General features: G+C 72.9%; 13 protein-coding genes. 11 read left to right on the top strand and 2 right to left on the bottom strand.

Annotation, left to right across the window (positions count from 1 at the left end):
* Positions 1-2: 2 nt before the first annotated feature.
* The 7 genes from EHS43_RS06360 (at position 3) to EHS43_RS06330 (ending at position 7,550) form a co-directional block, all read left to right on the top strand.
* Positions 3-941: a fumarylacetoacetate hydrolase family protein gene (locus EHS43_RS06360; RefSeq protein ID WP_125189552.1), complete on the top strand. Its 939-nt coding sequence runs from the start codon at positions 3-5 to the stop codon at positions 939-941.
* Positions 942-960: 19 nt separating this feature from the next.
* Complete coding sequence (locus EHS43_RS06355; protein WP_125189551.1) at positions 961-2,544, top strand: bifunctional 3-(3-hydroxy-phenyl)propionate/3-hydroxycinnamic acid hydroxylase; 1,584 nt, start codon at positions 961-963, stop codon at positions 2,542-2,544.
* Positions 2,541-4,508: an acetoacetate--CoA ligase gene (locus EHS43_RS06350; RefSeq protein ID WP_185806132.1), complete on the top strand. Its 1,968-nt coding sequence runs from the start codon at positions 2,541-2,543 to the stop codon at positions 4,506-4,508. The genes EHS43_RS06355 and EHS43_RS06350 overlap by 4 nt, the downstream gene beginning before the upstream one ends.
* Positions 4,505-4,861, top strand: a complete 357-nt coding sequence (locus EHS43_RS06345) for a DoxX family protein (RefSeq protein WP_125189550.1) — start codon at positions 4,505-4,507, stop codon at positions 4,859-4,861. The genes EHS43_RS06350 and EHS43_RS06345 overlap by 4 nt, the downstream gene beginning before the upstream one ends.
* 110 nt (positions 4,862-4,971) lie before the next feature.
* On the top strand, positions 4,972-6,156 hold the full coding sequence (locus EHS43_RS06340; protein WP_125189549.1) for a cytochrome P450: 1,185 nt from the start codon (positions 4,972-4,974) through the stop codon (positions 6,154-6,156).
* 42 nt (positions 6,157-6,198) lie between these two features.
* Complete coding sequence (locus EHS43_RS06335; RefSeq protein WP_125189548.1) at positions 6,199-6,396, top strand: ferredoxin; 198 nt, start codon at positions 6,199-6,201, stop codon at positions 6,394-6,396.
* Positions 6,393-7,550: an NAD(P)/FAD-dependent oxidoreductase gene (locus EHS43_RS06330; RefSeq protein WP_125189547.1), complete on the top strand. Its 1,158-nt coding sequence runs from the start codon at positions 6,393-6,395 to the stop codon at positions 7,548-7,550. Before EHS43_RS06335 ends, EHS43_RS06330 begins: the two co-directional genes overlap by 4 nt.
* Positions 7,551-7,626: 76 nt before the next feature.
* Here EHS43_RS06330 and EHS43_RS06325 read toward each other — a convergent pair whose 3' ends face one another.
* Positions 7,627-8,328, bottom strand: coding sequence for a CBS domain-containing protein (locus EHS43_RS06325; RefSeq protein ID WP_125189546.1), 702 nt, complete (start codon positions 8,326-8,328; stop codon positions 7,627-7,629).
* Between the two features lie 227 nt (positions 8,329-8,555).
* Between EHS43_RS06325 and EHS43_RS06320 the strand changes: the two genes are divergently transcribed.
* From EHS43_RS06320 to EHS43_RS06305, 4 genes are all read left to right on the top strand, one after another.
* A complete protein-coding gene (locus EHS43_RS06320) occupies positions 8,556-9,431 on the top strand; it encodes a universal stress protein (protein ID WP_125189545.1) in 876 nt (291 codons plus the stop codon).
* Positions 9,432-9,647: 216 nt separating this feature from the next.
* A complete protein-coding gene (locus EHS43_RS06315; RefSeq protein ID WP_125189544.1) occupies positions 9,648-12,467 on the top strand; it encodes a cation-transporting P-type ATPase in 2,820 nt (939 codons plus the stop codon).
* Entirely contained in the window at positions 12,464-13,123 is a 660-nt protein-coding gene (locus EHS43_RS06310) for a TrkA family potassium uptake protein (RefSeq protein ID WP_260470405.1), read from the top strand. Before EHS43_RS06315 ends, EHS43_RS06310 begins: the two co-directional genes overlap by 4 nt.
* Positions 13,120-13,776, top strand: a complete 657-nt coding sequence (locus EHS43_RS06305) for a TrkA family potassium uptake protein (protein ID WP_125189542.1) — start codon at positions 13,120-13,122, stop codon at positions 13,774-13,776. The genes EHS43_RS06310 and EHS43_RS06305 overlap by 4 nt, the downstream gene beginning before the upstream one ends.
* Before the next feature lie 4 nt (positions 13,777-13,780).
* On the opposite strand, the gene EHS43_RS06300 is transcribed toward EHS43_RS06305, so the two are convergent.
* Positions 13,781-14,039: V-type ATP synthase subunit D (locus tag EHS43_RS06300; RefSeq protein ID WP_312023412.1), on the bottom strand; the 259-nt coding region annotated here is incomplete at its 5' end.

Genomic DNA, 14,039 nt, shown 5'->3' with positions numbered 1-14,039 from the left:
ACATGAGCACCAACGTCCTGCGCACCGCCTACGGGTGGTGGGTCGTCAGCGGCGACCGGGCCGTTCCGGTCGACACCAAGGCCGTGACCACCGCCGAACTGATCGCCGACCGCGACGCCGTGCGGGAGGCGGCACTGTCGGCCGACGCGGGCACGCCCGTAGCCGACCTGACCGCCCTGTCACCGGTCACCACTCCCTGCCGGGTGGTGGCCCAGATGGTCAACTACCGCAGTCACGCCCGCGATTCGGGCTTCACCGGGGACATCCCGCCCGCCTTCTTCCGCAAGGCGTCCGGCTCGGTCAGCGGCCCGGGCGAGGCCGTCGTACGCCCCTCCCACGTCAGGTTCCTCGACTACGAGATCGAACTCGGCCTGGTCATGGGGGCGCCGCTGCCCGTCGGCACCGTGGTCGAGGAGCGGGACCTGCCGTCGTACGTCGCCGGACTGGTGATCACCAACGACATCAGCGCCCGGGAGATCCAGCTGACCAAGACGCAGTTCTACGAGAGCAAGTCGTACCCGACCTTCACCCCGACCGGCCCCTTCCTGGCCCTTCTGGAGCCGGAGGACTTCGCCCATCTCCTCGACCTGCGCCTGCGGTTGTCCGTCAACGGCGAGCTGCGTCAGGACCGCACCCTCGCCGACATGATCGTCCGCCCCGCGCGGGCCCTCACCCTGCTGGCCCGGTTCCAGACCCTCGACCCCGGCGACCTGCTGCTGACCGGCACCCCCGGCGGCACGGCCCTCAAGGCTCCGCCCAAACCCGTCGAGAAGATCGGCGCGCTGCTGCCGCCCGCCCTGAAGTGGAAGTCCTTCTTCAAGTCGCAGGCCAGGAACCCGCGTTATCTGCACCCCGGCGACGTGATCACGGCGACGATCGCCACCCCGGACGGCCGGATCGACCTCGGCGAGCAGCGCACACCCGTCGCCGACCCGCGATAAGACCCGAAGCGAGCCGCACATGACCCCCGAACACGACGAGTCCGACCTCCCTGTGGTGATCATCGGCGCCGGACCGGTGGGCGTGACCGCCGCCCTCCTCCTGGCCCGGCGCGGAGTCCGCACCCTCGTCCTGGAACGCCATCAGGACGTCTACCCCCTCCCGCGAGCCGTCGCCACCGACGACGAGGTGCGCAGGATCCTCCAGGCCGCGGGTGTGGGGGAGGAGTTCACCGCGATCGCCCGCCCGGCGAACGGGCTGCGGCTGCTGGACGCCCGGCACCGGACGATGGCGGAGTTCCGCCGCACCGAGGACGGCCACCACGGCTACCCCCAGACCAGCATGTTCGACCAGCCCGAACTGGAGAGGCTGCTGCGCGACGCCCTCGCCCGGCACCCGGAGTGCGAACTGCGCGGCGGGGTCGAGGTCACCGGCGTCGGCCCTGACACCACCGGCCCCGTGCGGGTGACCTACCGCGACGGAGCCGGCCAGCACGAGCTGTGGGCCGAGGCGGTCCTTGGCTGCGACGGCGCGGGCAGCCTCACCCGGGAGGCCATCGGAGCCGGATGGGAGAACCTGCGCTTCGAGGAGACATGGAGGGTTGTCGACGTCCGGACCAAGGCCGACGTGCGCTGCTGGGAGGGGGTCGACCAGGTCTGCGACCCGCGCCGCCCGGCGACCTTCATGCGCGTCGGCGAAGACCGCTACCGCTGGGAGTTCCGGCTCGGGGACGCGGAGCAGACGGTGCGCGAGCTGATCGCCCCGTGGCTTCCGCCGTCGTACGACGGGGACTTCGAGGTCGTCCGTGAGACGCAGTACACCTTCCGGGCACGGATCGCCGACCGGTGGCGCAGCGGGCGGGTCTTCCTGCTCGGCGACGCCGCCCACCTCACCCCGCCGTTCATCGGGCAGGGCCTGTGCGCGGGACTGCGGGACGCCTACAACCTCTCCTGGAAGCTCGCCCGAGTCCTTCGACAGGGCGCGGAAGAGAGCCTGTTGGACACCTACGAGAGCGAGCGAAGGCCGCACGCCCGGCACGTGATCCGGCTCGCGGTCGCCATGGGCTGGGCCATGACAGGCGGCCAGGACAGCGCAGCCGCGGTCCGCCGCCGGCTCCTGGCCGCGGCCTGCCGCATACCCGGGCTCACCGAGGCGGCCGGCCGCGACCTCAGTCCGCGCCTGACCGCCGGACCCCTGGTGCGACGCCGTACCCGCCGGGGCCTCGGGGGCACCCACTGCCCGCAACCGTGGGTGCGTGTCGACGGAGGACGTGCCCGTCTCGACGAGTTGCTCGGTGATTCCTTCGCCGTCCTGACCGCTGCCGAACCCTGGCCCTCGCTGCGCGCGCTCGCGCACGCACTCGGCGTGCGGGTGATCACCGTGGCCGAGATCGGCGACGACGGCACCCTCGCCGCCTGGCTGCGCGCCGGCCGGGCCGACGCCGTCCTGCTGCGCCCCGACCGTGTCGTCCTGGACGCCGTTCCCGCCGGGGGCTGCGACTTCACCGACACCGCTGCCTGGGCGCCCCTCCTGCACACCACGCGCAGCCCCCACCCTCTCCGGCGGACCGCCGGCCGAAGCCTGCTGAGGAGCGCCGCACGATGACCCTGCCCAGCCCTTTCACGACACCTGATCCGCAGGCCGTCGCGGACAGCAACATCATGGACTTCGCCCGCCATGCCGGGATGCCGGACTCCGACTACGCCGACCTGCACCGCTGGTCGGTCACCGACCTGGAGGGCTTCTGGGCGGCGGTGTGGGAGTACTTCGACATCGACGCGGACACACCGTACGAGCGGGTCCTGGCGGAGGAGCGGATGCCCGGCGCCCGCTGGTTCCCCGGCGCCACGCTGAACTACGCCCACCACGCCCTGCGCAGCCTCGCCGACGACGCCGTGGCGATCGTCGCCCTCGACGAGACGGGCTCCTGCCACGAGGTGACCGCGCGCCGCCTGCGCTCCCAGGTCGCCTCCGTCGCCGCCACCCTGCGCGATCTGGGTGTCGGCCAGGGGGACCGCGTGGTGGGCTACCTGCCCAACACCCCGCACGCGATCGTCGCGTTCCTCGCCGCCGCGAGCCTCGGGGCCGTGTGGTCGGTGTGCGGTCAGGACTACGCGCCCAAGGCCGCCGCCGACCGTTTCGCCCAGCTCGAACCCACCGTACTGATCGCCGCCGACGGCTATCTGTTCAACGGCACGACCCACGACCGCCGCGACGCCGCCCTCGAACTCGCCTGCACGCTGCCGACGTTGAAGGCCACCCTGCTGGTGGACCACGTGGGCCTGCCGTGGCCCTCACAGGCGTACCCGTCCTTGGTGATCCCGTGGGAGGACGCGGCGACCCGCACCGAGCAACTGACCTGCACGCCGGTGCCGTTCGACCACCCGCTGTGGGTCGTGTTCTCCTCCGGCACCACCGGCCTGCCCAAGGGCATCGTGCACGGCCACGGCGGTGTTCTGCTCGAACACCTCAAGACCCTCGGCCTGCACTCCGACCTCGGCCCCGGCGACCGCCTGCTCTGGTACACCACCACCCACTGGATGATGTGGAACCTGGTCGCCTCCACCCTCCTCACCGGCGCCACGACCTGCACCTACGAAGGCAGTCCGGCACCCCTCGCCCAGCCCGACACCCTGTGGAGGCTGGCCGCCTGCCACCGGGTGACCGTCTTCGGCACCAGCCCCCAATACCTGCTGGGCATGGCCAAGTTCGGCATCGACCCCTCGGTGCACGACCTGTCGGCGATCCGCGTCGTCGGCTGCACCGGCTCCGCCCTGCCCGCCTCCGTCTACCCGTGGGTCCGCGAGCACGTCGGCGAGCACGTCCTCCTCGCATCCATCAGCGGCGGCACGGACGTCGTCTCCGGCTTCGCGGGCAGCGCGCCCAACACCCCTGTCTGGGCGGGGGAGTTGTCGGCGCCCCACCTGGGCGTGGCGCTGGCCGCGTACGACGCCGAGGGCTTCCCGGTCGTGGACCGGGTCGGTGAGCTGGTCGTCACCCGTCCGATGCCGTCGATGCCGTTGTCCTTCTGGAACGATCCCGACGGCAGCCGCTACCGGGACGCCTACTTCTCCGCCTACCCCGGCGTCTGGCGGCACGGCGACTGGATCACGTGCACCTCGCACGGCTCGGTGATCGTGCACGGCCGCTCCGACTCCACCCTCAACCGCAACGGCGTACGCCTGGGCAGCGCCGACATCCACGACGTCGTGGAACGCCTGCCCGAGATCACCGAGGCTCTGGTGATCGGCGCGGAGGAACCCGACGGCGGCTACTGGATGCCCCTGTTCGTGGTCCTTGCCGCCGGGGTGACCCTGGACGACTCGCTCGTCGAGAAGATCAAGGAGGCGATCCGGACCGGCGCCTCACCCCGCCACGTCCCCGACGAGATCCTCGAAGTGCCGGGCATCCCCCACACCCGCACCGGCAAGAAGCTCGAAGTCCCGGTCAAACGGCTCCTCCAGGGCGCTCCGGTCGAACAGGTCGTCAACCCGGCCGCCGTGGACGCACCGGACCTGATCGACCACTACGCCCGCCTGGGCGCCGAACGCGGGAACCGATCGGCATGACCACCGCACGGACCGTTCTCGCCGTCGCACTGGCGCTGGTCCTCCTCCCCCTGGGGGTGGCGAAGATCGCCGCGGTGCCGTTCATGCGCCGGGCGGCCGCCCACCTCGGCATGTCGCCGGGCCTCTACCGGGTGATCGGTGTGCTGGAGACCGCCGGAGTCGCCGGGCTGCTGCTCGGACTGGCCACGATCCCGCTGGGGTTGGCCGCCGCTGCCGGGCTGGCTGCCCTGATGGTGGCCGCCGCGGTGGCTCACCTGCGCCGCGGCGACCCGCCCGGTCGGGCCCTGCCCGCCGCGGTACTGGCGCTGGCGGCGGTGGCGTACGCCGGGGTGGCGACGGCCGCCGCCGGCTGACGGCCCGTGCACGGGCGCAACTCCCGGCAAGCCGCCCACGTGCCCTGCAGCGCCCGCACACCCCCCACCTTGTCCCCGCTCTTTCCCGGCTCCTTCAGGAGGGCTTCCCCATGCCTGTGCGTTCGGCGATTCCCGTCTACCACCCCGACCTGTACGCGGCGTCGGCCATACGCGACACGTATCCGCACTATGCGGCGCTGCGCGACCTCGGCCCTGTGGTCCGGCTCAGCAAGCACAAGGTCCACGCTCTGCCGCGCTACGCCGAGTGCAAGCAGGTGCTGCTGGACGACGAGACCTTCGTCTCCTCGGACGGCGTCGCCCTCAACCCGGTCGCCAACCGGGTGGGCCGGGGCACCACGCTGTGCAGTGACGGCGAGGAGCACACCCGCCGCCGCTCCCTCCTCGCGCACCGCCTGACCCCCAGGGCGCTGCGCACGCTGAAGGACACGGTCGAGCAGCAGGCGGCCGCCGTGGTCGCGGCAGCCGTGGCCCGGCGGACGGTCGATGCCGTGGAGGTGGCCACGGCGCTGCCGATGTCCGTCGTCCCCGACCTGGTCGGCTGGCCCCAGCAGGGCCGTGAGCACCTGCTGCGCTGGGCCGGCGCCACCTTCGACGCGCTGGGCCCGGTCAACCGGCAGGCGCTGCGCACCCTTCCCGCGTCCCTCGGCATGCTGCGCTATGCCCGCAGTGTCGTCCGTGACCGCTCCGCGCTGGACGGCAGCATGGGACACGACCTGCTGCGCGCGTCCGAGGAGGGCCGGATCATGCCGGCCGAGTGCGCCACCATGATGATCGACTACCTGGCGCCGTCCCTGGACACGACGATCAGCGCCATATCCAGCGCTCTGTACCTGTTCGCCACCCACCCCGAACAGTGGCGTCTGCTGAAGGCGGACCCCGATCTCGTCCCGAAAGCGGTCAACGAGGTCGTCCGTTACGAATCCCCGATCCGCGCCTTCTCCCGCGCCGTCGCCCGCGACACGGAACTGGCGGGCGTGCCCCTCCCCAAGGGCTCCCGGGTGCTGGTCCTCTACGGCTCCGCCAACCGCGACCCGCTGGAGTGGGACGACCCGGACACCTTCGACATCCGCCGTGACGCCGCCCGTCAACTCGGTTTCGGGCAGGGCACCCACGGCTGCGCGGGCCAGGGACTGGCGCGCATGGAGACCTCCGCGATCCTCCACGCCCTGGTGGAACGCGTCGACCGCATCGAGGTCACCGGCCCGCCCGAGTGGGCCCTGAACAACATCATCCACCGACTCGAACGCCTGCCGCTCGAACTCGTCCCGGCCTGAACCCCGCCACTCGCCCCCTTGAGGACCGCTGAGGACAGCACCATGAAGATCACCGTCGACCATCCGCGCTGCGAAGGACACGGCATGTGCGCCGACCAGGCTCCCGAGCTCTTCAGCCTCGACGACAACGCCGAACTCACCTACCACTACGAGGGCACCGAGATCCCCGCCGCACAGGAGCCGGCCGCCCGCTCGGCCGTCAACGCCTGCCCGGTCGCCGCCCTGCGAGCCCTGTCGTGACCGCAGGGCACTCGGTGCTCGTCGTCGGCGAGTCGCTCGCCGGCGTCACCGCCGCCCGCCACCTGCGCACCCTCGGCCACACCGGACCCCTCACGATCATCGGCGCGGAAGAACACGGCGCCTACTCCCGTCCGCCCCTGTCCAAAGCCGTTCTGAAAGACCCGGCCGCCGACGACACCCTCGGCCTGACCCTCGACGGACTCGACGCCGAGATCATCCGCTCGCCCGCCCTCACCGCCGACACCCGGCGTCGCACCGTCACCACCGCCGACGGCCGCCGGATCGGCTACGACGCGCTGATCGCCGCCACCGGAGCCGACGCCCGCCGGCTCGCGGCCCCCGGGCAACGGGGTGAAATCGTCCTGCGCACCCTGGACGACGCCCGCCTGCTCCGCACCCGCCTGGCGAACGCCGCCTCGGCGATCGTGATCGGCGCCGGCTTCCTCGGCATGGAGGTGGCCGGCGCCTGTGCCGCCCGCGGCATCCCGGTCACCGTCGTGGACACCGACCAGCCGCTGCACCGCATCCTCGGCGGTCACCTGTCCGCCGCGATCACCGCACGCGCCGCGGCGTACGGCATCCGCTTCCAGCGGGCCACCGGCCTGGTCACGCTGACCGGCGACCCCGTGGACGGCGTGGCGCTCCCCGACGGCACCGGACTCACCGCGGACCTGGTGGTCACCTGCGCCGGAGAGGTCCCCTGCGTCGACTGGCTGGAAGGGACGGGGCTCGCCGACCGCCTCGGCGTCGGTATCGACGAGGTCTGCGCCACCAGCGTGCCGGGGGTGTTCGCCGCCGGTGATGTCACCTACCTCCGCGGCGACGGCACCCGGCCCGACCGGCGAGCGCCCTTCTGGTCCAACGCCGTCGCCCAGGGCAGGACGGCGGCGGCCTCCGCCCTCGGTCTCCCGCCGCCGGGACCGCCGCGGGACGACTACTTCTGGACCGAGGTCGCCGGCCTCACCGTCAAGATCGTCGGCCATGTGCCGCTCACCGGCGAACCCACCGCGGTGCGGGGCAGTGTGGCCGACGGCCGCGCGCTGCTGACCTGGAGCCATGCCGACGGAACGTCGACCGTGGTCGCCTACGGTCTGCGCAAACCGGTCGCCGCGCTGCGGGCCCTGGCCGCCACGTCCTCGCCGCCGACACCGTGACCGTGGCAGACCGGAACGCCGACCGACCTGATCGAGGACTGCGCCTGCTCACCCCGTCTCGCGTACGCACACCCGCTCATGTGGCCAGTCCCGCGCGGCGCGAGGCCTCGGGCTCCGCCTCCGTGGCGGTGTCGTCCACCCGGTGCCGCAGTTCCGCGGAGACGTCGACCACGCCGTCCACGCCCTGGCACAGGCGAATGAGGACCGGGACGAGCGACTTGCGCTCGACGGTGCCCTTCAGCGCCACCCGGCCGTCGATGACCTGCGCGGTGACCGTGCCGGGCGCGATCCCGAGCGTGCGCAGGAGCACCTCTCCCGAGATCTCCTCCCGGATGGCGCTGTCGCCCCGCAGGAAGACACGGAGGAGATCGGCCCTGCTGACCAGACCGACCAGCCTGTCGGCCTCGTCGACCACCGGCAGCCGTTTGACGTGGTGACGCTCCATGACCTGGGCGGCCTCCACCGCCGTCCACTGCGGCCTCGCTGTCACGGCAGGACTGCTCATCAGCCCCTCCGCGGTCGTGGCCTCCGCCTTCGCCCGGTCGGTGGGGCGTGGCCGCAGCACCGGCAGCAGGCCCGCCGGGTCCAGCTGGGCGGCTTCCTTGCGCAGCAGGTCCGCCTCGGAGACCACACCCACGGCGTGGTCCTCGTCGTCCACGACCGGTACGGCGGTGATGTCGTGCTCGGCGAGCAGCTTGGCCAGTTCCTTGAAGCCGGTGTCCCGGCGCACCTTGACGACCGACGTGGTCATGAGGTCGCTCACAGTGCGATGCCACATGGCTTCCGCCTCCTCGTGTCGCATGCGTTCCTGCTTCCACTGTCCGCCCGGCGGGCGTGCGCCGCATGGGCCGGACGGTCCCCACGGCACGGCCACGCGCTGACGGCCCCTTGCCGAGGCGTCCAGGCCGCCGCCCCGGTGCGGCCGCGGCGTGCGGCCCCCGGCGGAAGGAGCGAGGCTGGAGGGAGAGCGGACAGAGGGCGGCGCGGAGATCACCAGGAGGCGCCATGAGCGGTGTGGACGGACGTCGGCCGATCGTCGTGGGTGTCGATCCGGACCCCTCGAAGCGGCTCGCTCTCGCCTGGGCCGCCGACGAGGCGGACCGGCGGGCGCTGCCGCTGCGGCTCGTCCACGTCCGCGGAGTGCTCATCCGCGGACACCGGTCAGGCGAGGAACAGCTGTCCTGGGAGCAGTCGGGCCAGGCGTCGCCCCAGTCCGTCGGAGAACAGGCGCTCGACAAGGCGGTCGCCTTCGTGGAGTCCCGGCGGCCCGCGCTGGAGGTCTCGGCGTCGCTGGCGGACGGGGAGCCCGCGTGGGTCCTGCGCGAGGAGGCACAGAACGCCGCGATGGTCGTGGTGGGCTCCTGGCACCTGGGCGTCCGGCGTGAACTGTTCAGCTCGGCGTCGGTGGCGCTCCCGCTCAGTGCCCACGCCCCGTGCCCGGTCGCGGTCGTCCCGGAACCGGAGCACGTCACCCAACAGCCCGCCTACATCGTGGTCGGCGTCGACGGCAGCCCGCATTCCGCGGCGGCGGTGGACCTGGCGTTCGAGGAGGCGGCCCTGCGCGGCGCGGCCCTCAGGGCCCTGTACGTGTGGCACACCCCGCTCCTCGGTGTCCTGGACGAGGACGCCGCGATGAGGGAGTGCCGCCGGGTGCTGTCCGAGACGGTCGCCGGCCGCACGGCGACCCACCCGGGGGTGGAACTGCACCACGAGGTGGTCCGCGGCCACCCGGTCCAGGTCCTGACGGAGGCCTCGGAACACGCCCTGAGCCTGGTCGTGGGAACCCGCGGGCACGGCGGGTTCACGGGCATGCTGCTCGGCTCGGTGAGCCAGGGAGCGCTGCACCACGCCCGCTGCCCCGTCATCACCGTCCCGGTGTGAGGGCCCGGAAGGCCCCTCGTCTGCCCCGGACGGCCCTGGTGGCATCCGCGGCTCCGGCACACGATGGCAAGGCACCGCCGATTCCGTAGCGGCGAACCGGCGAGAGACGGCCGCCGAAACCCTGGAGCCCGTGATGGAAGCCCCGCTCAAGGCCCTCCGCGCGATCCGGTCCGTGGCACCGGCGACGAGGACCGGGTCGTCTCGCGGGTCCGCGTGATGCGCACGGACACGGATCCGTCGCCCGGCGCGGAGAAGACCGCGACGGTCGCCGGCCCTTCCCCCGGCGCTCCCGATGCCCCGGTACGACAACTCCCCGCTGCCGACGTCTACACCGCCCTGCACACCTCACGACGCGGCCTCGCGCCGGCGCAGGCGCAGGAGCGGCTCAAGCGGTACGGGGCCAACGAGTTGCCGCGTGCGCGGCGCCGGCCCGTCTGGCGCGAGCTGGGGGCCCAGTTCACGGATCTCTTCGCGGTGGTGCTGCTCGTCGCCTCGGCCATCACCTTCCTGGCGTACGGGCTTCAGGAGCCGCGAGAGGTGGGCACCCTGCAACTGGCCGTGGCGATCCTGGCCGTCGTGGTGCTGAACGCCGCCATCGGCTTCGCGCAGGAGTACTCCGCCGAGCGGACGGCCCAGGCGCTGGAGGCGATGGTCCCCCACACCTGCCGGGTACTGCGCGGCGGGGAACGGCTGGAGGTGCCCGCCCGGGACCTGGTGCCCGGTGACGTGGTGGTGCTGGAGGCCGGAGACGCCGTGTCGGCGGACTGCCGCGTGGTCGAGGCGCACGAACTCGCGGTGAACAACGCGCCCTTGACCGGGGAGAGCAACGCCGTGGGGCGTACCGCCGACCCGGTGGCGACCGGGCCGGCGCTGGAGGCCCGCAACTGCGTCTTCATGGGCACGGACGTGGTCGCGGGAGCCGGGCGGGCCGTGGTGTACGCCACCGGTTCGACGACGGAGTTCGGGCGGATCTACCGGCTGGCCGCCGCCGCGCCGCGCCAGAAGACCCCGCTGCAGCACCAGGTGGCCGTCATGGCGCGGCGGGTGGCGGGGGCGGCCCTGGCGATCGGCGCGCTGATGTTCGCCGTACGGCTGCCCACCGGCCAGTCCGTCGTGTCCTCGTTCGTGTTCGCGCTGGGGGTGATGGTGGCGCTGGTCCCCGAAGGGCTGCCCGCCACCCTCTCGGTGTCCCTGGCGATCGGCGTACGGCGGATGGCACGACGGCAGGCCCTGATCAAGCGGTTGCTCGCGGTGGAGGCGCTCGGATCGACCACCGTGGTGTGCACCGACAAGACCGGGACGCTGACCCAGGCGGAGATGACCGTCACCCGTGTGTGGGCGGGCGGCGTGACCCACGCGGTGACCGGCGTGGGGTACGCCCCGGACGGGGAGGTGGCCGAGCCGGGCCCTGTGCGCGAGCTGCTGAGGGTGGCGGGCCTGTGCTGCGACGCCCGCCTGGTGGCGCCGGCGGGCCCCCGGGAGCGCTGGAAGGTGCTCGGCGACACGACCGAGGGCGCGCTGCTCGTCGTAGCGGCCAAGGGCGGTGTGGAACTGGAGGCGGAGGAGGAAGCGGCGCCACGGGTGACGGAGTTCCCCTTCGACTCGGACCGCAAGCTGATGACCACCGTCCACAAGGCGGGCGCGGGCTACCAGGCGTGCGTCAAGGGAGCGCCCGTCGAGCTGCTCGCGCGCTGCACCGACCGGGAGTGGGACGGGCGGCGCGGGCAGTTGACCGAACGGGACCGGGCGGCGGTCGTCGCGGCGGGGGACGAGCTGGCGTCCCAGGGGCTGCGGGTACTGGCGGTCGCACGGCGGGAGCTGGACAGCCCCCGCCCCGCGCAGGACGAGGCCGAGTCCGGGCTGACCCTCCTCGGCCTGGTCGGCATGCTGGACCCGCCACGCCCGGAGGTCACGGACGCGGTCGCCGCCTGCCGGCGGGCCGGCATCCGGATCGTCATGGTCACCGGGGACCACCCGCTGACCGGGGAGGCCGTGGCCCGCAGGGTGGGGATCGTCCAGCGGCCCGATCCGGTCGTGGTGACGGGTTCCGGGCTCGACGGGATGGGGGACGAGGCGCTGGACGCGTTGCTCGCCGAGCCGTCCGAGCTGCTGCTGTGCCGGGTCAGCCCCGAGCACAAGATGCGCGTGGTCACCGCCTTCCAGCGGAGGGGCGAGGTGGTCGCGGTCACCGGGGACGGCGCCAACGACGCCCCCGCGCTCAAACACGCCGACATCGGCGTGGCGATGGGAGCCGCGGGCACCGACGTGGCGCGCGAGGCGGCCGCGATGGTCCTGCTGGACGACTCGTTCGCCTCCATCGCGGCGGCCGTGCGGCTCGGCCGCGCCGTCTACCAGAACATCCGCAAGTTCCTCGTCTACCTCTTCAGCCACAACATCGGCGAACTCGTTCCGATCCTGGCGGCCACCTTCGCCGGATTCCCGCTGGTGCCCATCAGCGCGGTACAGATCCTCGCCATCGACCTGGGCTCCGACGTACTGCCTGCCCTCGCCCTCGGGGCGGAGCCGCCCGAACCCGACGTCATGGACCGCCCGCCGCGCTCCCGCCAGGAACGGCTGTTCTCGGCCGCCGTGATGGGACGGATCCTGTTCCTGGGCGGCATCCAGGCGATCGGCGTCACCGCCGTGTTCTTCTGGCACATCGGCGCCTCGGGCATCCCGTTCGACGACTTCACCAAGGACACGCCCGTCTACCGGGAGGCGATCACCATGGTCCAGGCCGGGATCGTGCTCAGCCAGTTCTTCAACGCGCTCGCCGTGCGCACCGACCGGCAGAGCATCCGGAAGGTCGGTCTGCTGTCCAATCCGGCCCTGCTCGCCGCAGGCGGCTTCGGCGTCGCCCTCATGGCCGCGATCAGCTACCTGCCGCCGCTCCAGACGGTCTTCAACACCGCCCCGCTCACCGCCGGCGACTGGGCGGTCCTGGCCGGGCTCGGCACCCTGCCCCTGCTCGCGGACGAGACCCGCAAGGCGTGGCTGCGCCGACGCGACGCGCGCCGGAAAGGAGCCCCACGGTGAAAGTCATCGTCGTCGGCTGCGGACGGGTGGGCGCCGGCCTCGCCGCGCTGCTCGCCTCCGAAGGCCACCACGTAGAGGTCGTCGACCGCCGCCCCAAGGCCGCACGGCGGCTGCCCGACAGCCCCCGCATCCGCTTCCACGAGGGCAACGGCTACAGCCGCGCCGTCCTGGGGGCCGCCGGGATCGAGCACGCCGACGCCTTCGTCGCCGTCACCTCCGGAGACAACAGCAACATCGTCAGCGCCCGCACGGCGAAGGACACCTACCGTGTGCCGATCGTCCTCGCCCGCATCTACGACCCACGGCGCGCCGACATCTACCGCGACCTCGGCATCCCCACCATCGCCAGCGTCCGCTGGACCGTCCATCAGCTCCACCAGATGCTGCTGCACCGCCACCTCAGCCCCGAACTCGACTTCGGCAACGGCGAGACCCTGCTCGTCCGCTCCGAGGTACCCGCCTACCTCGTCGGCCGACGGCTGGCCGAGTTCGACGTCGACGGCGAGATCCGCGTCGTCGAGGTCACCCGCGGGGGCCGCTCCCTGATCCCCGCGCACGGCACCTCCGCGCAGACGGGCGACCTGGTCACCTTCGCCGTCGCCGCCACCGCGCTCGGCAGACTGCGCGGCTTCCTCGACAAGGAGCTGGGAACGTGAACGTGCTCATCGCCGGCGCGGGACGGCTCGGCACCCAGATCGCCCAGGTGCTCGCCGCGGCCCGCAACGACGTCACACTGATCGACATCGACGACGACCGCGTGGCGGGGCTGGAGGGCCGCGTCCCGGTGCGACTGGTGGCGGGCGACGCCTGCGAACCGGCCCTGCTGGAACACTCCGGCGCCCTGACCGCCGACCTCGTCATCGCCACCACCGGCGACGACGAGGACAACCTCGTCATCAGCCTCCTCGCCAAACGGCAGTTCTCGGTGCCCCGCGTCGCCGCCCGCGTCAACGACGCGGACAACGCCTGGCTGTTCGACGAGCGCTGGGGGGTCGACGTCGCCGTCCCCGCCGCGACCCCGCTGATCTCCCTCATCGAGGAGGCCACCGGCGCCACCGACACCGTCGCCCTGCTGCGGCTCAGCAAGGCCGGCGTGGAGGTCATCGAGACGGCCATCACGGAGCAGTCCAGGACGGCGGGCCGGCCCCTGGGCGACGTCCGGCTGCCCGAGGGCACGGTCGTCGCCACGATCGTGCGCGCGGGGCAGCCGACCGTGCCGGACCCGGCGGAGCTGCTGCGCCCCGGCGACGAACTCCTCCTCGTCTCCCACACGGCGACCGAGCACGAGATCCACGCTGCCTTCCAGTGACCCCTCACCGCTCGATCGACCGAGCCGCCCAGCGCCGCCTGACGCCGTCCTCGTGCTCGGCCTGCTCCAAGGCCAGGTCGGCCCGGTCGAGCGTCTCGCGCAGGCGGGGGATCCAGTGCCGCCGCAGCGCGCGCACCCGGTGCCGGGTGCTCACCACCTCCGCGCCCACGAGCTCGGCGGCGGACCGGGCGGCTGCGTACTCGGCGGCGGCCCGCACGGCACGGGCGTAGGCCGCCTCGGCGTGCACCAGGGCCACGAAGTCG

Source organism: Streptomyces sp. RP5T, from assembly GCF_003933965.1.
Taxonomy (GTDB): Bacteria; Actinomycetota; Actinomycetes; order Streptomycetales; family Streptomycetaceae; genus Streptomyces.
Note: the sequence above shows the minus strand (reverse complement) of the source record. Positions and strands in the feature narration are given on the sequence as shown.

Excerpts from the sequence above, each read along its gene's own strand:
- EHS43_RS06325 (WP_125189546.1), bottom strand. The coding sequence starts at position 8,328 with ATGTGGCATCGCACTGTGAGCGACCTCATGACCACGTCGGTCGTCAAG.
- EHS43_RS06345 (WP_125189550.1), top strand. The coding sequence starts at position 4,505 with ATGACCACCGCACGGACCGTTCTCGCCGTCGCACTGGCGCTGGTCCTC.
- EHS43_RS06340 (WP_125189549.1), top strand. The coding sequence starts at position 4,972 with ATGCCTGTGCGTTCGGCGATTCCCGTCTACCACCCCGACCTGTACGCG.
- EHS43_RS06355 (WP_125189551.1), top strand. The coding sequence starts at position 961 with ATGACCCCCGAACACGACGAGTCCGACCTCCCTGTGGTGATCATCGGC.
- EHS43_RS06335 (WP_125189548.1), top strand. The coding sequence starts at position 6,199 with ATGAAGATCACCGTCGACCATCCGCGCTGCGAAGGACACGGCATGTGC.
- EHS43_RS06360 (WP_125189552.1), top strand. The coding sequence starts at position 3 with ATGAGCACCAACGTCCTGCGCACCGCCTACGGGTGGTGGGTCGTCAGC.
- EHS43_RS06320 (WP_125189545.1), top strand. The coding sequence starts at position 8,556 with ATGAGCGGTGTGGACGGACGTCGGCCGATCGTCGTGGGTGTCGATCCG.
- EHS43_RS06315 (WP_125189544.1), top strand. The coding sequence starts at position 9,648 with ATGCGCACGGACACGGATCCGTCGCCCGGCGCGGAGAAGACCGCGACG.
- EHS43_RS06350 (WP_185806132.1), top strand. The coding sequence starts at position 2,541 with ATGACCCTGCCCAGCCCTTTCACGACACCTGATCCGCAGGCCGTCGCG.